Source organism: Paenibacillus sp. MT124 (assembly GCF_058792755.1).
In genome coordinates this window covers 4,780,354-4,802,809 of sequence record NZ_CM179500.1, presented here as the reverse complement: position 1 = coordinate 4,802,809, position 22,456 = coordinate 4,780,354, and the positions used below count along the sequence as shown (strand labels likewise).

The window sequence follows — 22,456 nt, the reverse complement described above, 5'->3', positions numbered from 1 at the left end:
CACGGAAAATGAGTAAAAGAATGCTAGGTATAAATGATGAATTGATACCTTGGAAGGAGTAAAGATATGCACACATTATCTGCAGATGAACTATTGGATCGGGACAATCACGCGTGGGAGGAACTCAAGGAACTACTGGATAACGGGCAAAATAGATATGAGTATGTTTCTGCACGACCAGAGGATGGAGAGGATACGCTCTATCGTCTTCAAGTGAGCACCAAATCCTATCTGGGAGCTGTTGCTTACGAGACGGAAGGAATGGTGATTGATCACGGGTGGATCACGCTGCTGGGTGCAGGCGGTGAGAGCGTATTTGGAAGTCTGACCAGCTGGAACGGTCTGAGCGACAAGCCCTGTGTACAGGCTCTGCAGGGCATGATGGTGGTTGCCTATGATGTGGCAGGCGGATTTTTTGCACTGGATACGGGCAAATTCGGTCGCACCGGAGAGATATACTATTATGCGCCGGATGCTCAGGAATGGGAAGCGACGGAGCTTACTTATTCGGAATTTCTGACCTGGCTGGCAGATGGCGATTTGCAGCAGTTCTACCAGACCTTCCGCTGGGAAGGGTGGCAAAATGATCTTGGTCAGCTTCAGAGGGGACAAGTATTTGCCTATTACCCGCCTCTGTGGACCCAGGAAGGAAGCGGAGAGGGCAGCAGCAAATCCCCTGTATCGGTGGAGGAAGCCTGGAAGGCAGCGCGGGATGGGAATTAATACGGAATTTTGAACCCAGAGTTAGAATCGATGCGGATGACTCCGTACTGAAGACGTATCGAAATACACAAACAGCCCGCACTGCATGCGGGCTGTTTGTGTATTCATTTTATAACAATTATTTTAAAGTATTCCATTATTTCACGGTACTACTCTGACTCTGTACAACTCCAGATTGAGAGGCTCTGTGATGCCAAACTACGATAACAAGCGAGACAAGACAGACGAAGAGCAGACATCCATAAACAACGTGATAGGCTTTCTCTACCGAAACGCCCGGGATGCTGTGTAACAGCAGTCCGCAGACCGCCACAGACATCGAACCACCGAAGAATTGAATCAGCTGAAGTATGCCCATACCTGCTCCAATCTGCGTCTTGGGGAGAATGCGGGACGTTTCGTTATTCAGTGAAGCCATGGAGGCGGAGAGTGCAGGTGAGAAAAAGAGATAGCCTGCGGTAATGATCAGGGCGGACTGATTCAGTCCAAGCATAAACAGGGCAAGTACAGCTGCAAGCAGCCCATGTCCAATCATCAGAAAGCGCATGTTGCCGTAACGGTCAATCCAGCGACCCACGAAACGAGTGCAAAAGGCTGCGACAATGGCTCCCGGAGCAATGAGCAAACCAATCGTGAGCGATGAACGTCCGAACAGATCAGCGAGGACAAGCGGCATTAGAAACAGATTACCCAGATTAACCACTAAGATGCAGAAGCCAATGAGAATTAAACGTGTATAACCTGGCGTTCGAAATACATCCGGATTGACAAACGGAAGGCGTGCTTTGCGGATGTACCACATATGAGCCACAAGAGACAGGACACCGATAGCAAACCAGATCCAGGACTGCTGGGTAATCGCGACCAGAAGCGTTATGGCATTAATAACCGTTAACACTGCTCCGATCATATCGAAAGGGTTGTCTGAGCTTGGTGTTTCCCGCGGCAGAAAATAGAGCAATACAGGCAGGGCAAGCAGAACAAGTACGGTTATTGCAAAAAGACCATTCCATCCCCAGTACTCGCTAATGAGTCCGCCCACAATGGGACCCAGCCCAAAAGCCATGGCACTGCCTGAAGAGATGAGGGCAATTGCGGCTCCGCGGCGTTCCAGCGGGATGTAGCGGCTCGCAATGACAAGGCCGAGCCCAGCCATAACCCCTGCACCTGCGGATTGCAAAATGCGCGTCAGCAGCAGGACGGCGAAGCTGTGTGCGAATAATCCAAGTAACGAGGACAAGCCCAGAATCAGCAGTCCGATGGTCAGCAGTTTGCGCACCGGGACCCGATCGGATAGCCGGCTGAAAATGACGGTCGATAATGCGTAACCGATAGAGTAGCTGGAAATGACCCATGAGCCCAGGTCGGATGTAATCTGTAGATCGTTAATAATGACGGGTAAGGATACATTAAACATGGTGGTGTTCATCACGACAATGAACAGACAGCATGTCCAGAGAGGCATTACAATTTTATCTTTCACGTTACCATTCCTGTCTGTGGATTGAGTCAAGCTATATTAAAATCAATAAATCATTTTACGCCCAATCTGCATATATGGCAATAATGTCATAAAATTCGAAGAGTTTCGCATCGGTGACAAATGGGGTGAAACAGATCGAAACAAACAAAAAACGATAGGAAATTGCATGTGTTGTAGAAGTTGATTTCCGGCAGCAAAAAAGACGCCCGTCTGAGGGCGCCTTGAAGGGTTGAAGTATTTTTTATGCTGGACTGACCGCTTTGCCGCGGTTGCGAATCCACTTGATGACATCCATCAGAATGACGGCGAGCAGGGCAAGGCCACCTGCAACGAGGAACTCGTTCCAACCAAATGCATCCGGAATGGCGAAGATGCCGCGTACACCCGGAATCAAGGTGATTCCGTAGAGACAGAGACATACCAGAATGGAGCCAAGGACAAATTTATTTGTCGTGAAGCCCACCTGGAAGATGGTCTGTGTGTTGGAACGGGCTGCAAATGTTTGCAGACTCCGTGCCAGAATCAGGGTCGTAAAGGCCATCGCCACGCTCATTTCTTCAGAGATGCCAAGCCCAATATACTGGGATACAATAACAGCCGCACCGATCAATACACCACGTGTAATCACGGCTTGAAGCGTACCGCCGGCAAAGATGCCTTCATTAATATCACGCGGTTTGCGCCGCATCACATCCGGTTCGGCCTTTTCCGTCCCCAGTGCAATGGCAGGCAGGGAGTCGTTGACCAGGTTGATGAAGAGAAGCTGCAGGGCCGTAAACGGGTTCACCCATCCAACGATAAGTGCAAACAATATGGCGATAATGGCGCCAAGGTTACCCGCAAACAGGTAAGCAATGGCTTTTTTGATGTTATCAAATACCATACGCCCGACACTCACTGCGTTCACGATGGATACAAAGTTATCATCCGTCAGGATCATGGCAGCCGCATCCTTGGCAACATCTGTACCGCTGCCCATGGCTACACCAATGTCCGCTTGTTTCAGAGCTGGTGCATCATTGACGCCGTCTCCGGTCATGGCTGCAATTTTGCCTTTGCGCTGCCATGCACGCACAATGCGGATTTTGTTTTCAGGGGATACCCGTGCATAGACTGAAATGTGTTCAAGCTGGCGATCCAGCTCTTCATCCGACATTTTGTCCAGCTCAGCGCCAGTGATGGCGAGATCATCCGGGCCTGCAAGCCCAATATCCCGTCCAATGGCCTGGGCTGTCGTTTTGTGGTCCCCTGTGATCATGATTGTGCGGATACCAGCCTTCATGGACTCTTCGATGGAGCCGTACACGGCTTCACGCGGTGGATCAATCATGGCTGTCAGTCCAACAAGCGTCAGATCATATTCGTCTTCAGGTGTAACCTGCTTTTTGTCATCGAATTTCTTGTAAGCATAAGCCAGTACACGGAAGGCACGTTTGGAGAAAGCTTCGTTTTTCTCCTCGAATTGTGTGCGAATCTCAGCTGTAAGCGGCTGAACCTCTCCGTTCATGAACACATGAGTACACCTGCTGAATAGCACATCCGGACCACCTTTGGTTAATAAGGCCGTCTGTCCTTCGAAGGTATGCACTGTGCTCATTAGTTTCCGATCCGAGTCAAAAGGAAGCTCTGCTTCCCGCGGGAACTGGTCCCGAATTTCGTTATAGTCCTTGTTCACACGGTTACTGAAGGCAATGAGGGCTACCTCTGTGGGATCACCCAGCTCCTTGCCTTCCTGGTTAATATTCGAATCATTGCAGAGCACTGCAATATGTAACAAGCGTCGTTCCTCTTCAGACCACTGATCAGGATCGTCCGGGAATTCCTCTTTGGTGCCATGGGGGATGTAATAATCCACAACCGTCATCTTGTTTTGGGTAAGCGTCCCTGTCTTATCTGTACAGATAATGCTGGCTGAACCGAGCGCTTCCACGGCAGGCAGTCGGCGAATGATCGCATGCTGCTTGGCCATCTTATTCGTTCCCAGCGACAATACAATCGTCACGATGGAAGAGAGAGCTTCAGGAATGGCGGCGACAGCGACAGCAACGGCAAACATCAGTGCATTGATAATTGAAGGACCCAGATTGTCCGTGCCTTCGGTTAACCAGACACGTCCTGCCTCGATGGCGAAAATAAGAATGGACAGTCCAAGAATGAAAAAGCCCAGTTTTTTGCTGAAGGCTTCCAGTTTGCGCTGCAGCGGAGTTTCTTTGGCTTCAGCATTTTCAATCAATTCGGCAATCTTGCCGATCTCTGTTTTTAACGCGGTTCCGGTAATCACCAGAGTGCCCCGGCCGTACACGACCAGCGAACCGCTGAAGGCCATGTTGCGCCGATCACCGATGGGAGCCTCCTCCGGAATGGCATCTGCATGTTTCTCCGCTGCTTCTGATTCTCCAGTCAGCATGCCTTCATTGATTCTCAGACTACCGGATTCCAAAATCCGCCCGTCTGCCGGCACATAATCACCCGCATCCAATAAAACGATATCGCCGGGAACGAGTTCCCTGGCGGGAATAGTCTTTTTCTCACCATCACGAATAACTTTGGCTTCAGGAGCAGACATTTGCCTTAAGGCATCGAGGGAGCTCTCCGCTTTTTTGGTCTGTACAACACTAATTACTGCATTTAGCAGGATAACCAAGAAGATAATCAGTGATTCAATAAGATGTCCGAGCACAACCTGTACACCTGCCGCAATGAGCAGCACGATGACCATGGGATCTTTGAAATTTTCAAGAAACAGTTTCCAGACAGGTGTTGCATTTTTGCCTTTTAACTCGTTATATCCTTCTGTCTCAAGTCTTTTTGCAGCTTCGGAGGCAGTCAGCCCCTTGGGGGAACTATCCAAATCTTGAAGTGTCTCCTCAGCACTGTGTCTATAATGTTGCAATTGACCAGCTCCTTGATTAAATGGATTTCTTCTGTGTATTACCCTTACGGGCAAAATATAGAATCGTTTCATTTCCAACTTTTTATGTTCACAGTATTTTTCATAAGGAGCTAAGATATGCCTCTTGTTCAATTTATTTATTTGCAGTGATGCACGGTTACGTGCACCACTGCATTGATATCACATGCAACAGCGAAAGACAGGTCAGATTAAGCGGTAACCGGGAGGTAACTCTCCGGTTCTTCTGATCTCGCGAATCTGTGCCAGAGTTAAGCGCTGATTGGATGCAATGAGGGATTCCACATCTCCTCTGCGCAAAAAGTCATCCAGTTCGCGAATGCTGCGATTCCCCCGCAGTACAACAAAATTGTCACGAAAACGTGAACGATTAAACAACACGAGTGTAGCGTTTGGATTAGTGGAAAAAAATCGCAAGCTCTCAATTCCAGTCAGAATGGCATCGACATCGGAGATGCCGAGGTTGCCACGATAGACTCTTCGGCGGCCCCTGAAGTTTTCTTCACTGAACACCGTCAAGCGAGGATACGTTTGAGAAATGGAAACGGGTTTAGCCATTTGAACTCCTCCTTTTCTATAGACCTGCTGCTACGGCAGCTTGGACTACGTAATAACGTATGCGAAGGAGCTAATGAAAGATTGGATGATAGTCTTGGAGGGGAAACAATAGGTTCATATATTTGCTAATCTTGACCATAAGGTGTCGAATGATAAACTGTGTCCGCCATCACACTTGGTCCCCTGCGGGTTTGTTACGCTGTTACCAGTGATGAATGAAATCGAATCACGTTGGAGGGAACAGATATGTTTTGTTATCAGTGTGAGCAGACACCGAGTGGTGGATGTACAGTAGTTGGGGTCTGTGGCAAAAATGAAACGATAGCCAGTCTGCAGGATACCATGATTTTTGCGTTGAAAGGCATAGCGGCTTATGCAACACATGCTCGGCAGCTGGGATATCATGATCCGGAAGTGGATCGAATTACACATGAGGCCCTGTATATGACGTTGACCAATTCCAATTTTAATGTGCAGGAACATCTCGATATGGCCATGCAAGTAGGGAGCGCGGCAATCCGAATCATGGACGTGCTGGATCGTGCGCACACCGAGAGATTCGGCATACCGCAGCCCATCACCGTTTCGCAGAACCAGATTGAGGGACAATGCATTGTAGTGACCGGACATAACCTGTATGCGCTGGAAGAGCTTCTTCGCCAGACCGAAGGGAAAGGCATCAACATTTATACACATTCTGAGATGCTGCCTGCTCACGGGTACCCGGCACTTAAGAAATATTCCCATCTAAAAGGCAATATCGGCAAAGCCTGGTACGATCAGCGCAGATTATTTGAACAGTTTCCGGGTGCCATACTTGCGACCACAAACTGTGTCATGCCTATCAAAGGTACATATGCCGACCGATTCTTCTCGTATGAAGTCGCGGGACTTGAGGGTGTAGCCAAAATTATTAATGATGATTTCACTCCTCTAATTGAACGCGCTCTTTCCTTACCGGCAGCAGACGTTAAGTCGGAGCAGGTACTAACGACAGGGTACCATCATGAGACGGTAATTGGTCTCGCTCCAGAGATTATTCAGGCAGTCAAAGATGGTCATATCCGTCGTTTCTTCGTTATTGCTGGCTGTGATGCACCTGGAAAAGGAGGAAACTATTATCGCGAGCTGGCGACTTCGCTACCTAACGATACCGTGATTTTAACCACATCATGCGGTAAATTCCGCTTCAATGATGTGGATTACGGTACAGTCGGGGATACAGGAATTCCCCGTTATATCGATCTGGGGCAGTGCAACAACTCCGGTTCAACCGTGAAAATTGCAATGGCTCTTGCGGACGCCTTTGGCTGTTCGGTCAATGAGCTGCCCGTCAGCATTGTCCTGTCCTGGTTTGAGCAAAAAGCGGTGGCCATTCTGCTGGGGCTGTTCAGTCTGGGTATTCAGGACATTCGAATTGGACCGAAACCGCCAGAATTCATCTCGGCTGGAGTATTGGATGTGCTTGTTGACATGTTTGGCCTGAAGCTGATCACAACGGCAGAGGAAGATATGAACGCCATGCTGGCGTTGTCATAAGGGCTGGAAAATCAAAAAACATTGTAAAGAGGTTATGAAAGAGCCTGCGGAAGCAGGCTTTTTTTCTATTATTAGGTGAATTTAGGTCCATGTACCCTGCTTGATTGTTCATGAAATGAAAGGAAAATTAGTTTGAATATCCTATTGAAGTTTGATCATGGAAATGGGTATATAGATAAGGGCACATCACAAAACTCGGGTTTACCGCAGCATAAGGAGAAGGTACATATGAATGACAGGCAATTCGAAGAGATCTTGAAACTTGCAGGTGGAAAGGAAAACATAAGACAAGTCACGCGGGAAGAGCAGGCAACGGTACTTATTCTAGAAGATAACAGTAAAGTGGATATGTCAGCGCCTGCTGCTACCGATCTTGAAGTAACAATTCGGATAACAGGTACAGAATGTCGCTTGGCGATTCGAGATGAATTCTCCTATTATCACCTTCTGTTAAGGGACATGGGTACGCCAGAAAGCATGCGCGATCATCCCGAACGGAAAGAGAAGCATACATACCGCAGATCGTTTTCAATATTACCGTTTATATCCGATGTGTTTAGACCCATAATGCCTGCCATTCTGGGAGCTGCGCTCTTCAAAATTGTGCTTGCAGTCATAACACTGATTAGTACGTACGGTTTTTCGGAACCCTCATCCTTCCTACAGAGCCAGACATTTATGATATTGAAATCCATTGGGGATAGCGCTTTCTATTTGCTGCCTGTATTGGCAGCTATCAGTACTGCCCGGCAGTTAAGGAGTAATATCTACGTTGCAGCAGCTATCGGCGGATTGATGTTTTACCCGCAAATGAGTTATTTACTGTCAGGTCAAGAGGAAGTTCATTTTATGGGTGTGCCCATGGTTTCGCAGGCAGCCTTTTTCTCGGCGACGCTCTGGATGATTCTGACGATCTCTGCTGCATCTTATGTAGAAAGAGCCGTTGAACGATTCAGTCCTAAGGTGCTGCAAGGCATTCTGGCCCCGGCATTAACATTCGGAATTCTGGTCCCGCTGGTCCTGCTGGTGCTGGGCACACTAGGTTCGTGGATTGATAAGCGAATGCCCGCTGCCGTCGATTCCTTGCTCACGGATGCACCGGTCGTGGCTGCGATGCTGCTGGGAGCGGCATTTGCATTAATGCTGTTTGCCGGATTGCATTATTGGCTCGTTCCCTTGATGCTGAATGAGCTGATGACCAACGGATTTTCCGTGATCATTCCTGCGATGTTTGTTGCATTTACTGCTCAGGCGGGGGCAGCACTGGCTGCGGGACTGCGCAGCAGACAGACCGAGTTCAGAAAACTCGCATTCTGGGCAACCGGAACGGCTCTTTTGGGTGTTCCGGAGCCTGCAATCTATGGCGTCAATATGAGAAGGAGGGCTTCTTTTTATGCAGCGCTTATTGGTAGTGCTATCGGCGGACTCTACTTCGGTATTGTATCGGTAAAATCCTTTGCTTTAAGCGAATCAGCAGGCCTGCTTCAAATTCCGGCATTCATGGAAGATGGTACGCTGAACTTGCTGCATACCTGCATTGGTCTGCTCTTAGCCTTCGCCGTGTCAGGTGCACTCACATACTGGTTTGCGGGTAGAGCATCCCACACTAAACATGTGTAACGTATAAAAAATTTAATATGCTTTGCATTGTATTCTTGGCTGTTTTGTAAGAGGCTCTTTCGATATGTAATAGAAGCTTAAAGTCTAAATATTGCTCCATGAGATAGACAACTTTCCTCATAATGGGCCCTGTAATTTTCTGAATTATGGTTAGTTGTCTACGCCCCCAGTGATTACTGCACATAGTATGTGGAGAAATATCACGGAGGTGAGTTCATTGATCAATCGTCATGGGAAACGGATTTGTAGACGTAAATTCAAAAAACACGTACATTGCGGTGTGAAGGTTAAGGTTTTGAAGGTTAAACCTAAGGTTATAGTTAATGCACCGCAAGGCGTACCAGGGATTCCTGGTCCACTAGGACCGATAGGTCCCAAAGGGGCCACTGGTGCTCAAGGGATACCAGGGCCAGTCGGATTGCAAGGAATTCCTGGTATACAAGGACCTGTGGGTCCGGCTGGTGCGGTCGGAGCAGTGGGCCCAGCAGGCCCGGTTGGCCCAGTGGGCCCAGCAGGCCCGGTTGGCCCAGTGGGTCCAGCTGGCCCTGTCGGCCCAGCAGGTGCAACTGGAGCAACAGGTCCTGCTGGGCCAACGGGGGCTGGAATTTCTGATTTCCTGAGTGTTTTCCGAGCTGATCCCGGTACAGGTACGGACACCGTTCCAGGAAACTCGCCAATTACGTTGACTGGTGTTTTGGCTAACGTAGGTGGTGCCTTTACCTTCGTGCCGCCATCTTCAACGATAACCATCAATGAAACAGGAAGTTACTTTATCTCTTTCTCCATTCATAATCAGGGCGATGCCGATTTCAACCTCACAGTAAACGGAACGCCTATAACTCCCGTGCCTTTCACGGGTAATGGTGGAGGTCCCATATCTGCTGAAGTCATTGTTACGGTCACAACAGTTCCGACAACGATCCAACTGGTCAATGCGAATGCAACTCCTGCACAGTTGCATAACAATCTGAATACCACGGTGACTATTCTGAAATTGACTCCTTAATGTCGATTCACAATATAGTCTATGTCAGCATAAAAATTAAAGTTTATGCCTTTTATCCAGTCCATAAGTCTATTTATTGAGATGGTATAGACGGCTTGGAATACAGGAGCGGCGGGATGCTGTAGCTAAAAGACATCACCGCTGCCCTTTTTAGTTCCGAAACCGAAACCTTAGAATTAGGGGAAGTAGAGCCTGAATGGGCGAATAGTTTATCGAAGGAATCTCGTAATGAACCTCTGATCCTGTAATCGGGTTATGGGGGACAAGCTTAATGGGATTGAAGGAGTTATGTCTGGAAGAGATGAACTGGGACAACTTCAGAAATCATGGATGGAGTCCTTCGAGACTGGCTTCTGCAAGTGAGAGAGTTACCACAGTATATGGCGCAAAGTTTGAAGTGTTACGGTGAACGTTACAAAAAATGTGCAAAAGGACAGGTAGCTCCCTGAAGATTTTCAGAACCTCGAATTACTCCAATGCTCGCACCTTGCGCTGTTGATAATCAAAAATGGCTTCATATAGCAATTGCTCGTTAAAGTCCGGCCACATGACATCCGTAAACCACAGCTCGGCGTAGGCAACCTGCCATAATAAGAAGTTGCTCAGCCGTTTCTCCCCGCTAGTCCGAATCAATAGATCTGGTGCTGGATTTTGTCCGGTATAGAGAAACTTCTCAAGGTCCTGTTCAGAGATGTCCCGCACGTTTTTGTTTTCTTCAATACATAATTTAATAGCTTGGACGATATCGCTTTTCCCGCCATAGTTCATGGCGAAGTAAACGGTCATTCCACGATTGGCCCGGGTTAGTTCAACCACCTTGCGCATCGCCTCTTGTGTTTCAAGAGGAAATTTGGATATATCACCGATGAAATCCACCTTAATACCATGTTGATTGAGTTCCTGAACGGTCGTATCCTGTACAAATTCGACGACCAGGCTAATGATATAGTCTACTTCCACTTTGGGCCTTTTCCAATTTTCCGTAGAGAATGCATAAAGGGTGAGAGAGGAGATCCCGTTTCGGTGGCACATGCTTATCGTTTCGCGCATCGTCTGCATGCCGGCATAATGGCCGGCACTTCTCGGGAGCCCTCTGCGCGTGGCCCAGCGCCCATTTCCATCCATCATAATGGCGATATGCTTAGGAAGGTCACCGTTCCAGTCTATCTTATTCCTGATATCATGATCTTCCTTATGTACACGGAGCCATTTCAATGTATATTCCTCCTACATGGTCTTCTTGGAGAACAATTCTGTCTGGTCTAATGAGTAATAAATCTGTTGTCCACCACGGTTTCCAGAATTTATAATTATTATATAGGAATGGATTGGAAGTTCAAATGAAAATCGTAAGAAAGGAACGTGCCCGTATGTCCGCATGGACTGATCTTTTTGAGAATAGAACACATTCGCTCGTTATGTATCCACATCCTACAGATTATTCATCGCTGAGTTGGATCGGGGGGAATGCACCTGCTTACTTTGATGATAACCCCCAATTCGCTTTTCTGCGTGAGCAAAATTATCTGTTTTATCTCAGTGTGACTCTTCCTGATACAGACGCTATGGAGCCTGTTCCCGGTCAGGAGATGATTTCTGTATTTGTACCAGCGGATTATGAGAAATACCTTGAGCACAATATTTATCCAACATGCGACATTCAAGTGATCCAGCATCCCGCCTCCACTGAAAGTGCGCTGGAGACTTACACGAATACTGCGCTGCATAAACACAGTCTAACCGAGTGGACATGGATTGAAGATGGGGCTGCAGCAGATGAGCCATGTTTGGTCAGAATTGGAGGCACACCGAGATTCATTCAGCAAGAGGACAGTTACTTAAAAGCTCTGCATCAGGATGGATACGACTTCTTCATCCAGATTGACGAAGATGGTTATGCGGATGGGATGGTTGAGGAGTACGTCTTTGGTTATGGGGCCCTATATTTGTTCGCCAAGTTCGATGACGGGAAAATGATCGATCCCCTCGCAGGATGCTGGCAATATTCATAGATTCGGAAGTCAAAACAACATATCTCGTCCATATTGTAGATTATCATTCTTGAAGTAAACAGATCCCTATCTATCTATTGGTTATCCCACAAAAGCCTGCCTATTTGCTGATTGAAAGAGCTTTCATTTCGTCCGTATACTAAAGGGGTCAACGAATTGGATGCCTTCATTAGGCGTTCATCTTCAAATAGGAAAGGATGATATGAAATGGGCAGATTAACTGGAAAAGTTGCAATAATAACAGGTGCAGCGAGCGGCATGGGATTGGCAGGGGCTCAATTGTTTGCCAGAGAAGGGGCCAAGGTTGTCGCTACTGATGTGGCTATTGAAGCTCTGGAAGAGCAGGTGCAGCACATTGTGGCAAGTGGCGGAGAAGCCATCGCGCTTCAGCTGGATGTGTCAAGTCCCGAGTCGTGGAACGCAGTTGTGAAAGAAACAGTAGCAAAATACGGAAAAATAGATATTTTGGTCAACAATGCGGGAATTCACATAGCCAAGGGGATTTTGGAGGCCGAGCTGGAAGATTGGGAGAAGGTCATGTCCATAAATGGTACAGGGGTATGGCTGGGGATGAAAGCCGTTATTCCTTACATGCAACAGAATGGACAAGGCTCCATTGTTAATACATCGTCCATCGCTGCAATTATTGGCGGAATTGCAGACGCGCAGGGCGCAGCCTATAGTGCTTCCAAAGGCTCCGTACGTTCACTGACCAAACATGGTGCACAGTGGTTTGCGAAAGACAACATAAGAGTTAACTCTGTACATCCAGGTGCTGTATTTACCGGCATGGTGGAAAAAGCAGGCATCAAGTCTCAAGTGGAGATGGGTGAGAATTACAAAAATCTCGCGCCTTTGCCTCCGCATGCCGGAGAATCCATGGATATCGCCTATGCCTATCTGTTCCTGGCTTCAGATGAATCGAAATTTATTACAGGCGTTGAGCTTCCTGTCGATGGCGGCTGGATTAGTAACTAGACAATACGATAATAGGGCAGCTATTCGGAGGTACCACTCTCATGTTGAATGAGAGCTGGTACCTCTTTTTATATGGACAAGCCTGGTTTATGACGATGGACCGGGGCCAGATTCGAGCGATAAACTTCATTCGAGCGATTCATACGAGTAAATTCCAATAGCTGCTCTGCCATGTAAGTGGAACTGTATTTGAAGTTGCTCTGTACCCAGCCTGTAATCAGACCCAGAACGGCATTAGCCTGATAGCAGGCAAGGAGCTCCTTGTCGATCCTGGGATCCGGAGACATATCCGTTACGTCCTGCAGGTAGAGGGTAATGAGCGTTTCATAGAGAGTATCCCGAAATCCCCTAGGCATATGGGATTGAACAAGCAAGGTATAAAAGCTGGCATTGACAAGAACATGGTCGAAGATTTTGATGGCCGATGCGTTCAAATCCTTGATCTCAAAATCATGGTAATGCTCATAAGGAGCTCGGTAGGCGGCTATCAGGTCATTGATCACATCGGTCAAAATCTCGCGCAGCAGGTCTTCTTTGTAAACGTAATGTTTGTAAAACGTACTGCGATTCAAATCAGCCGATTTGACAATATCGGTGATGGTGATACTCTCCAGCGGTTTGCGTGACATCCATTCCAGCAAGGAAGCCTTCAGCGCCTGTTTGGATTTGTAAATTCTTCGATCTGTGTCTGATTCGCAAGCAGATTTATGCATATACACACCTTCCTATGCTTATCAATAATACTTCTAATATGCTGCTGATTTTTTTGTGCTACAAGACAAATATGTGAAAATCTGGTGACTTTGATGGTGTACATTGCCCATGGCGCGGCATTCTCCATTATAATAAACCAAAACGGACGAGGAGATGAACTCCAGTTGAGAAAAGGAATACTTATTGCAGCCTTATTCATTACAGTCGTTGGCTTAGGAATATACCTTATCGCAGATAATATGCTAAAAAAAGAAGCAGGCCCTCCTGAATCAACCAATGTTAAGGAATTGGTATACGATATTAGTACGGGCAAAGTCGAAACAAAATCGGCCTCCATTAATGCTACCCAGTTGGTCGTTACCGGCAAGGATGATCAAACGAAAACCTATAATCTGCCTGAAGAGGAGTTTTTCCTTTCGATTGCGCCTTACGTCGAGCAGACTCACCCATGTGCCATTCATAGCCTGACGGGTTGTCAGGGGGAAATGAAGAACAAAGAGTTCCTGGTCACGATTCATGACTCAGAAGGTAATACGTTTATGAAAGAAGAACCGATAAAAACCGGAAAGAATGGCTTTATGGATCTGTGGTTACCGAGGAACAGAACATACTTGGTCCGTATTGTACACGACGGGAAGGTCGCGGAATCCCAGCTTTCCACATATGAGCAGGACAATACCTGCATTACTACAATGGAACTGAACTAACATTAGCATTCCGTTACAATTGGGGCACGATTATATACGATGGAAGGCGCGCACGGTAGATGAAACATACTGCAAATCTGGCATGTCATGATGCTGGTTGAGAAGAGTCCATGGGGGAACCAGGGCCTCTTTTTTTTTTTCTCATAATAGGCACAATAGCAGAATCTGCAGCCAGCCCGTTATCGCTTTTTTATTGACAAAATGTGATTTCTGTCGCATAATCCAATATGTGATAATGATAATTATTATCAGAGACAATACATATAAACAGGGGAGATTACAGTACATGAAAAAAAGCTTGAACGGACTACTATTATTGTTGGTTTTTGCTCTTACATTAGCAGGATGCGGTTCTGCAAGCACTAGCTCGAACGGATCAGCTGCGGATGCTGGTGAAGGTAATGCTTCTGACAACACGCAGACGGAAGCGGTTTCCGGCCCGGTTACCGTTAAACATAAACGCGGAGAACTTACGCTGGACAAGCCGGCAGAGCGCGTGGTTACACTGGAATGGACATATACGGAAGATGTGGTTGCACTGGGCGTTCAGCCAGTAGGGAATGCCGACAACGCCAACTACAAAGTCTATGTTACTCCTGAAGCAGCCCTGGATGACAGCGTGACAGATATTGGGACAAGGAGTGAGCCGAATCTGGAAGCTATTGCTGCATTGAAACCAGACCTCATCATCGCCAATGCTGATAACAATAATGCGGTGTACGATCAGCTTAATGCGATTGCACCAACGATGGAATTCGACCCTTACGATGGCGATGGCTATAACTACGACAAGATGACAGATATCTTTAATAACATTGCTATTGCTCTTGGCAAAGAGGACAAAGCGAAGCAAGTACTGGATGAACTTGATCAACATTATGTAGAAGCCAAAGAAAAACTGGCTGCTGCAGGCAAAGAAGATTTCCATTTTGCTCTGACACAGGCATTCACGTATCAAAATGCAGCTAGTCTGCGTATGTTCACGGATAACTCGGTCGTTATTGGTACATTGGACAAAATCGGTTTGGTAAATGACTGGAAGCCTGAAAAGCTTGAAGGCTATGGTTTCTCTACAGTGGGAATTGAATCCTTATCTGATGTACAGGACAGTAACTTCATCTATATTACACAGCCGGACGATGACGTTTTTGGCACAGCCATGAAAGATAACTCGGTTTGGAACGGACTGAATTTTGTGAAGGAAAACCGTCTATATCAATTGGATAGCACAACATGGACATTTGGTGGACCCATTTCCTCCAAAGTTTTGGTTGACGGAGTTGTTGAGGCGATTACCAAATGAGTTCAGTTCAGGGAACTAGGCCAGCGTTGAACTGGCGCGCAATAAGCATATATGGGGGCGGTCTAACCGCTCTCATCGTGCTTTTTTTTGTAAGTCTTTGTTATGGAGAGGCTTCCATTCCATTGAGTACGGTCTGGGATGCTCTTACAGGCAAACAGAACACGCTGGAGCACAATATGATCTGGGATTTGCGTATGCCGCGTACGGTAATCGGTATTATCGCAGGCGGTGCGCTGGCTGTTGCCGGAGCACTGCTGCAGACGATCACCCGTAATCCGCTGGCAGCATCAGACACACTGGGCATTAATGCAGGTGCCTACTTTATCGTGGTGCTGGGAGCTATTCTCTTTCCGGGTGTGCTCAGTCAGTCGCCTTTTCTGTTCGCGGCTCTTGGCGGTCTGCTTGCGGCATTTGCAGCTTATTTCATGGGCGGGGGACGAAGATCAAGTCCGGTTCGACTTGCGTTATCCGGTATGATCGTGTCCATGGTGCTCGGTTCCTTTACAAGCGCACTGCATATTTTCTTCTCCATGGAAACACAGGGATTATTCCTATGGGGATCCGGAACACTCGTCCAGAATGACTGGAGCGGTGTCGCTTATGCTTGGCCTTGGGTCGTTGGCATCACCATCCTCGCGCTCATTTTGTCCAGACAGTGGGATATGCTGGAGCTGGATGAATCAACGGCGTCCTCTTTGGGGCAAAGGGTTGGCCTGGCTCGTGCGGGTGGACTCATTATCGCGGTTTTGCTGGCTGCCGTGATTGTCAGTGTCATCGGGCCGATTGGTTTCGTGGGACTGGTAGCACCCCATCTGGTTCGGTTAAGTGGAGTGCGCTCCAACCGGTTACTGCTGCCCGGTGTGTTTATCTGGGGAGCAGCTCTCCTGGTTGGCGCAGACGTACTGGCCAAGATGATACATAACTCCAGCATGGAGCTGCCGACAGGGGCTGTCATGGCGATTATTGGTGCACCGTGGCTGATCTGGCTGGTACTTACACGCATGAAAGCATCAAACGGTTCGGGGATGTCCTCTTCCATGAGCACAGGTGCACCTTCACGCCGCTTTGCGTTTGGGCCAATGGCAGTATTGTTCTCGGTCGTAACTATAGCGCTTATATTGCTTAGTACCATGTTTGGCGGCCTGCGAATTCCGCTGGCTGATCTGCTGCCAAGTTTATTCCGATCGGATGGACTGTTCTCGGCGGTGATTCAGCTTCGGATTCCGCGTACGCTTGTTGCTGCAGGTGCTGGAGCTGCACTGGCAATCAGTGGTGTGCTCATTCAGATGGCCGTGCGTAATCCGCTGGCGGATGCTTCCATCGTCGGTGTGTCCTCCGGGGCAGGGCTCGGAGCCATGATGGTCATTATTTTATGGCCGGGTCTTCCAATATATCTGCTGCCCATCGCAGCCATCATCGGTGCAGCTATTGCGGCAGTGGTTGTATTCTCCCTCTCCTGGAAGAAAGGGCTTAACCCGTCTGCGGTTGTGCTGCTGGGGATCGCCATGTCGGCCATTGCTGGAGCGGGAATTCAGATTCTGATTGTTCGTGGCGCTGTATACGGCAGCAGCGGATATATCTGGCTGACAGGTAGTACCTATGCCCGTACATGGGATCAGGTGAAGGTTATCGGTTTATTTTTGGTTATTCTGGTTCCGCTGGCCTGGTGGCTCGCTCGTCGATTCGAACTGTTGGTATTCGACGACAACAGTGCATCCGGACTTGGACTGGGCGTACGCCGAACAAGATTGCTCGCCATGACGACGGGGGTACTGCTGGCAGCAGGTGCTGTTGCTTGTGTAGGAACCGTCGGGTTCATCGGTCTGATTGCCCCGCATATGGTGCGGCTGCTGACAGGACATAAGTTAAGACGGTCCATGTTTTTATCCGCACTCGCGGGTGCAGTGATGCTGGTGCTCGCTGATACGATCGGCAGAACAGTCATGGCGCCAACAGAGATACCATCAGGAATCCTGATTGCCTTGATTGGAACACCGTACTTCCTTTACCTGATGTACCGTTCTAACTGGCACAGACCGATGAAGTAAAGCGTATATTCAAACGCAAAATAGGATTTGGACGTTAGAAAGCCCGCTCACGCAGCGGGCTTTTGTTGTTTATTTATTGTTCATTGCAATCATGTGCACACTATGATTTCTGATCAACCTGGAACTGATTTAATTCTTCCTCAAGCTTGTTCGACAACTGACTCAATTGCTGGGATAATTCCGCAACCTGTTCGATACTGTCCAGTTGTTCCTGTGTGCTCGCACTAACCTCTTCGGTAGAGGCTGAATTTTCTTCGGTGGTGGAGGAGATAATTTCGAGTGCCTGGACAATCTCATCCTTGTGTTTATGAACACTAGAGGTGTTATTGCTGATCTGCAGCATGCGTAATCTCAATTCCTCCAGATCTTTATTGATGCTGTAGAACACCTGCTTAGTGCCTTCCACGGACTTGGCATTTTCCTCTGCAATCAGGAGGCCGTGAGCCGTGTGTTCTACGGATGTCTTCGTTTTATCTTCGATTTGACGAACCTTTTTGCTAATTTCCTCTGTTGCCATCGCAGTCTGCTCAGCCAGTTTACGAACTTCTCCTGCGACTACGGCAAAACCTCGTCCCTGTTCTCCTGCACGTGCAGCTTCGATGGAAGCGTTGAGTGCCAGCAGGTTGGTTTGGGTTGCGATCTGATGGACGGTATCCACGATACCGGAGATTTCATGACGGCTTAGATCAATATCATGGATAATGGCTGACATGGCCTGGGTTGAATGGTGGTTCTCCTCTGCCCATTTGGATAACTGATTCAACACTTCCAATCCTCGTTCGCTTTGTTCTGCGGAAGCTTGAACTTTGGTCTCCATCGTTTTGACATCACTTGATATGTCGTCGATTTGACCTGATAATGATCCGGTTTTTTGCAAAATGTTCTCGGATTCAATGGACTGATAATTGGTTGCATTGGCAATTTCGTTAATTGCTGTTGCCGTATCATTCATCGTTACGGCCGTCCGAGCGGAAATGGATTGCAGATCCTTGGAGGATTGGCCTAAAACTTGTGCAGTTGCCCCAACCATCTGAATCATGCTCTGAATTTTTTGCACCATGTTGAGCATACCTTGTGAGATTTGACCAATCTCGTTGCGGGATGTTGTATTAAACTGGACGGTTAGATCTCCCTGTTCCACAAGTTTGATTTTTTGCAGCAGTTTCGGGATGGATCTCAGCAGATATCGCAGGGTGATATAACTGATGAATACAAGCACGATGGCGGCTACAGCAAAACCTATAATGGTGATCCACGTAAAGGCTTTTAATTCTTCGAGCACTTCATGCTCCGAAATGGTCAAACCTACAGACCATCCGGTATCTGCGCTGGTGGCATACCCGACATAACGGCCTTCTCCGTTGTCATTAATCAGTTGGATTCCGGATTCACCGGCCATCATTTTCTTGCCGATCTCACCCAAATCTCCCGGACTTTCGTTAATCTTTTCCTTGAGCACCTTGGCTTGGTCAGGATGATATAAAATATCACCGGTCTTGGAGGCCAGAATGGAATAGCCTGTGCTTCCAAGGGAGTAGCTCTCCATAAGGGATGGAATATCCTTGAATGCAATATCTGCCGCCGCGAAACCGATCAACTCGTTGTTGTTATCCTTGATCGGAAAGAATATGCCCATTAGGATATTACCTGAAGCAATATCGGCATAGGGTTCGGAGAAATATAAGCCATCGGCTTCAACAGCTGGTTTATAATACGGGCGATCCTGAATCACAAATTCAGAGTCGGACGCTGCACCATCGTGTTGGAGCCAGAAGCCTTTTCCATCAATGCCCGCAATCCAAGCATCCACAAAAGAAGGTTCTTCCTTCACTATGGCTGCAAGTGTAGCCTGGGTTTCGGCAGCATAGGGTGATGTTGTAGCGGTAGAAGCAGATTCGGTGGTTTGAATATACTGCCTGAATAAATTATTGGTGGACATTTGCTTAACAAGAGATCCTTTTTCCTTAAATAAAGCATCGAACTGGGCTACAATGGCCTGCGTTTTCGTTTGCAGCATCAATTCCTGCTGTTTAACAAGGATGCTTCGAGTGCTGGTAAACATAAATGCTCCCAGGATGGAAAAGACGACAACAATGATGGCCAACAACATGATAGACAGTGTATTGGCGATGCTTGATGTCCGGGTCCCTCTTTTTCTAAATAACTGTGCCATGCTGCCATCTCCCCAAGATCGGATATTGAGCTGTGCTGCTCTTACCTTTTATTTCGGTATTTCGATTTTGTTTCGATAGAGGGAGGGGGAAAGTTAAGGTACTACGAATTATGCTCTCCTTCAGCTTGGGCATGGATACTGAGAAGCGGCTCCATGCTATCCTGCCGGATCGGATGATGCAGGCTATGTAAAGCGGAGCATAATGAACTTGCTTAGGCATGAGAGCAAAAAAAAGAGCACCCCCTCACTGAATAAGGAACGGGCGCTCTTTGCTAATGATTAATTCGTTATGAGTATGCCGCTGTCTTTCACGGATTGAAGTGCCTGCTCCAATTGGTCCCGATCCTGGACCAGCGCGAGCCGGACATATCCTTCCCCTGAAGGTCCAAAAGCACTGCCAGGCGTCACGATGACACCTGCCCGGCTGACCAGATCCATGGCGAATTGCTCCGAACTGTCATAATGAGCCGGAATCCGCGTCCAGATAAACATGGTGGCATCGGGCTTCGTTATTTCCCATCCGAGTCTGCTGAAGCCTTGGCACAGAATATCCCGACGTTCCTCGTAGATGGCCCGGACCTGGTCTACGTCACTCTGATCCCCGGTAATGGCGGCAATGGCTGCCTTCTGAATCGGAAGGAACATGCCGTAATCCATGTTGGATTTCAGCTTTTTCAACATGGATACTACAGCTGCGTTGCCCATGCAAAATCCGATTCGAGCCCCTGCGAGTCCGTACGTTTTGGATAGGGAATTGAATTCAACGCCGACATCCATGGCACCAGGGAAGGCCAGAAAGCTCCCGCATGATTTCCCATCGAACACGAGCTCACTGTATGCATTGTCATGGAGGACGATGATATCATGTTTTTTGGCAAACGCGATCAGGTCCAGATAAAACTGCTCCGGTGCCATGGCTGTTGTTGGATTGTTAGGGTAAGATACCAGCATGAATTTGGCTCTCTGTGCTATGGCCTCAGGGATATCCTCAAGCTGGATGACATAATTGTGTTCTTCTTTTTGAGACATGTAATATAGTTCTGCTCCGGCCAATAAGGGTCCATCGGCGAAGACGGGATAACAAGGGTCTGGCACAAGCACCAGATCTCCTTCATCTACAATGGAAAGCGAAATATGGGCGAGTCCTTCCTGTGAACCGAGCAAGGAGCATATTTCAGTCTTGGGGTCCAGATCAACCTGGTATCTGCGCTCGTACCACTCGCTGACAGCCTTCAACAGTTCGCTCTGGTCACTGATGGCGTAAGTGTAATTTTGCACGTCGGCGGCTGCCTCACATAAAGCCTGAATAATATGTTGCGCTGGCGGGGTGTTGGGTGCGCCGACGCTCAGATCGATGACGCCCAATCCCTGTTCCAGACGTTGTCGCTTGATTTCAGATAATCGAGTAAAGATGCCTTCATTAAAGTGGTTCATTCGTTTGGCAAATTGCATGCTGTGGTTCCTCCAGTCTGTTCAAACACTTATATCTATAATAGATGGGCAAGAAGCAAATGAGAAGAGAAGCTGACAAACTCTGCTTGTGCAGACCGATATCGTACTTCTCAAATCGGTTTTATTCATTTACAATTGCAGGAAAACCGGATGGAGGGGATCTGAAATGAGTGAACCTTGGATTGCGTCGATGAGCGGCGTTCCCTGGAATGCAGCGAAAATGGATCATGCGGTGAAGCAGCTGCGAAATCGGGCTACCATTTCTTTTGTAGTCGGAGCAGATATGCTGGAAGATGTAGCAGAATTGGACGAGCGGGTATTTTCCAAACGGCCTGATCTGATCCTGAAGATTACGAATGTGGAGGAGAAGGGACGTTACACGTAAGAGTTTTTGAAGATACTTGCGGGATTGAAATATGTTAGGGCTCTGAAATTGGATCTGAAACAGAAACAGGATTTGAGTGTACTTGGTGCGCTGCAAGGAATGGAATTTCTGAATATACGAGCAGCCAAAACGCAAAATCTGGATTTCATCCGAAATTACAAACAGCTGCAGTACCTTTCTCTTAGCGGGAAATTTGATGACCTGGCTCCGATTGAGGATTGTATTCGGCTGACTACATTGGTGTTAAACTGCAGCATCGAGACGCTGAACTTTGTTGTGGACCTGCCGTTTATTGAATATCTGGCCATCGATCATGGTGTCTTGAATGGACCCCTGGATGTGCTCGCTGACTCAAACATTCGTATGCTGAGATTGTCGTCTGTACGGAATCTGGCCCAAATTGATGAGCTGAGTGCATTACATCATCTGGACTTTTTGCACCTGTCACTTCCCAAAGTCGAGCGGTTGTGCGACTTTTCGAGCATGAAGAACCTGCGACAGCTGGAATTGGATTTTATGAAATCACTACGGGAATAGACAACCTATGGACTGCGGAGCGTTAGAGGTGCTGGAACTGAAAGAAATACATAAGGGAATAAAGGCGGAAGCTTTTGAGCGTTTGAGCGAAATGCCAAGTCTGGAGCAGGTGGATTTTCGCTTCATCGATCACGGCAAAGGCCGTATTGCAGCCATGCGCAAACATATGATTGATGCGGGAAAAGGACATCTTCTCTATGAGAATATTCCAGAAGATCAACGCATCCCCTCAATGGCTCTTATACACCTGTCAAACATTCTCATGTGATAATAAGCAAACGCCCGCTCTCCGAGCGGGTGTTTGCTT

General features: G+C 47.7%; 19 protein-coding genes. 12 read left to right on the top strand and 7 right to left on the bottom strand.

All coding sequences use genetic code 11. The annotated features are described in order from the left end of the window. Positions 1-66: 66 nt before the first annotated feature. Complete coding sequence (locus AC3RCI_RS21690) at positions 67-723, top strand: DUF2625 family protein (RefSeq protein WP_492526350.1); 657 nt, start codon at positions 67-69, stop codon at positions 721-723. A gap of 136 nt (positions 724-859) precedes the next feature. Here AC3RCI_RS21690 and AC3RCI_RS21685 read toward each other — a convergent pair whose 3' ends face one another. From AC3RCI_RS21685 to AC3RCI_RS21675, 3 genes are all read right to left on the bottom strand, one after another. Beyond that, complete coding sequence (locus tag AC3RCI_RS21685) at positions 860-2,206, bottom strand: MFS transporter (RefSeq protein WP_336780450.1); 1,347 nt, start codon at positions 2,204-2,206, stop codon at positions 860-862. A gap of 241 nt (positions 2,207-2,447) precedes the next feature. Further along, the gene (locus AC3RCI_RS21680; protein ID WP_492526348.1) at positions 2,448-5,099 is read right to left on the bottom strand and encodes a cation-translocating P-type ATPase; all 2,652 of its coding nucleotides are present in this window, start codon (positions 5,097-5,099) and stop codon (positions 2,448-2,450) included. A 204-nt stretch (positions 5,100-5,303) separates the two neighbouring features. Continuing rightward, positions 5,304-5,675 (bottom strand): hypothetical protein, encoded by a 372-nt coding sequence (locus tag AC3RCI_RS21675; RefSeq protein ID WP_095359607.1) that lies wholly within the window; start codon positions 5,673-5,675, stop codon positions 5,304-5,306. A 246-nt stretch (positions 5,676-5,921) separates the two neighbouring features. Here AC3RCI_RS21675 and hcp point away from each other — a divergent pair, with 246 nt between their 5' ends. From hcp to AC3RCI_RS21660, 3 genes are all read left to right on the top strand, one after another. Further along, positions 5,922-7,214 (top strand): hydroxylamine reductase, encoded by a 1,293-nt coding sequence (gene hcp, locus AC3RCI_RS21670; RefSeq protein ID WP_492526346.1) that lies wholly within the window; start codon positions 5,922-5,924, stop codon positions 7,212-7,214. A gap of 228 nt (positions 7,215-7,442) precedes the next feature. Then, a complete protein-coding gene (locus AC3RCI_RS21665; protein ID WP_492526344.1) occupies positions 7,443-8,834 on the top strand; it encodes a PTS transporter subunit EIIC in 1,392 nt (463 codons plus the stop codon). Positions 8,835-9,129: 295 nt separating this feature from the next. Continuing rightward, positions 9,130-9,840: a collagen-like protein gene (locus tag AC3RCI_RS21660; protein WP_492526342.1), complete on the top strand. Its 711-nt coding sequence runs from the start codon at positions 9,130-9,132 to the stop codon at positions 9,838-9,840. A gap of 468 nt (positions 9,841-10,308) precedes the next feature. Here the strand turns inward: AC3RCI_RS21660 and uppS are convergent, their stop codons facing one another. Continuing rightward, positions 10,309-11,055, bottom strand: coding sequence for an undecaprenyl pyrophosphate synthase (gene uppS, locus AC3RCI_RS21655; protein WP_492526341.1), 747 nt, complete (start codon positions 11,053-11,055; stop codon positions 10,309-10,311). A gap of 125 nt (positions 11,056-11,180) precedes the next feature. Between uppS and AC3RCI_RS21650 the strand changes: the two genes are divergently transcribed. Both AC3RCI_RS21650 and AC3RCI_RS21645 read left to right on the top strand, forming a co-directional pair. Continuing rightward, complete coding sequence (locus AC3RCI_RS21650; protein ID WP_492526339.1) at positions 11,181-11,852, top strand: hypothetical protein; 672 nt, start codon at positions 11,181-11,183, stop codon at positions 11,850-11,852. Between the two features lie 207 nt (positions 11,853-12,059). Continuing rightward, on the top strand, positions 12,060-12,830 hold the full coding sequence (locus tag AC3RCI_RS21645; protein WP_492526337.1) for an SDR family NAD(P)-dependent oxidoreductase: 771 nt from the start codon (positions 12,060-12,062) through the stop codon (positions 12,828-12,830). Between the two features lie 68 nt (positions 12,831-12,898). Here AC3RCI_RS21645 and AC3RCI_RS21640 read toward each other — a convergent pair whose 3' ends face one another. After that, entirely contained in the window at positions 12,899-13,543 is a 645-nt protein-coding gene (locus tag AC3RCI_RS21640; protein WP_492526335.1) for a TetR/AcrR family transcriptional regulator, read from the bottom strand. 165 nt (positions 13,544-13,708) lie between these two features. On the opposite strand from AC3RCI_RS21640, the gene AC3RCI_RS21635 reads away from it, so the two are divergent. The 3 genes from AC3RCI_RS21635 to AC3RCI_RS21625 all read left to right on the top strand — a co-directional run bounded on the left by AC3RCI_RS21635 (position 13,709) and on the right by AC3RCI_RS21625 (position 17,602). After that, positions 13,709-14,251 (top strand): CueP family metal-binding protein, encoded by a 543-nt coding sequence (locus AC3RCI_RS21635; protein WP_336780460.1) that lies wholly within the window; start codon positions 13,709-13,711, stop codon positions 14,249-14,251. Between the two features lie 286 nt (positions 14,252-14,537). Further along, the gene (locus tag AC3RCI_RS21630; protein ID WP_492526334.1) at positions 14,538-15,554 is read left to right on the top strand and encodes an ABC transporter substrate-binding protein; all 1,017 of its coding nucleotides are present in this window, start codon (positions 14,538-14,540) and stop codon (positions 15,552-15,554) included. Beyond that, positions 15,551-17,602: an iron ABC transporter permease gene (locus AC3RCI_RS21625; protein WP_492526332.1), complete on the top strand. Its 2,052-nt coding sequence runs from the start codon at positions 15,551-15,553 to the stop codon at positions 17,600-17,602. The genes AC3RCI_RS21630 and AC3RCI_RS21625 overlap by 4 nt, the downstream gene beginning before the upstream one ends. A 100-nt stretch (positions 17,603-17,702) precedes the next feature. On the opposite strand, the gene AC3RCI_RS21620 is transcribed toward AC3RCI_RS21625, so the two are convergent. Then, positions 17,703-19,775 carry a methyl-accepting chemotaxis protein gene (locus AC3RCI_RS21620; RefSeq protein WP_492526331.1) on the bottom strand — a complete coding sequence of 691 codons (2,073 nt, stop codon included), beginning with the start codon at positions 19,773-19,775 and terminating at the stop codon, positions 17,703-17,705. A gap of 279 nt (positions 19,776-20,054) precedes the next feature. Next, positions 20,055-21,227 (bottom strand): aminotransferase class I/II-fold pyridoxal phosphate-dependent enzyme, encoded by a 1,173-nt coding sequence (locus AC3RCI_RS21615; protein ID WP_492526330.1) that lies wholly within the window; start codon positions 21,225-21,227, stop codon positions 20,055-20,057. A 166-nt stretch (positions 21,228-21,393) separates the two neighbouring features. Between AC3RCI_RS21615 and AC3RCI_RS21610 the strand changes: the two genes are divergently transcribed. The 3 genes from AC3RCI_RS21610 to AC3RCI_RS21600 are packed head-to-tail and all read left to right on the top strand — an operon-like array spanning position 21,394 to position 22,417. Beyond that, complete coding sequence (locus AC3RCI_RS21610) at positions 21,394-21,612, top strand: hypothetical protein (protein ID WP_492526329.1); 219 nt, start codon at positions 21,394-21,396, stop codon at positions 21,610-21,612. A gap of 24 nt (positions 21,613-21,636) precedes the next feature. Continuing rightward, on the top strand, positions 21,637-22,149 hold the full coding sequence (locus AC3RCI_RS21605; RefSeq protein ID WP_492526328.1) for a hypothetical protein: 513 nt from the start codon (positions 21,637-21,639) through the stop codon (positions 22,147-22,149). Between the two features lie 28 nt (positions 22,150-22,177). Next, positions 22,178-22,417 carry a hypothetical protein gene (locus AC3RCI_RS21600; protein ID WP_492526327.1) on the top strand — a complete coding sequence of 80 codons (240 nt, stop codon included), beginning with the start codon at positions 22,178-22,180 and terminating at the stop codon, positions 22,415-22,417. Positions 22,418-22,456 lie beyond the last annotated feature (39 nt).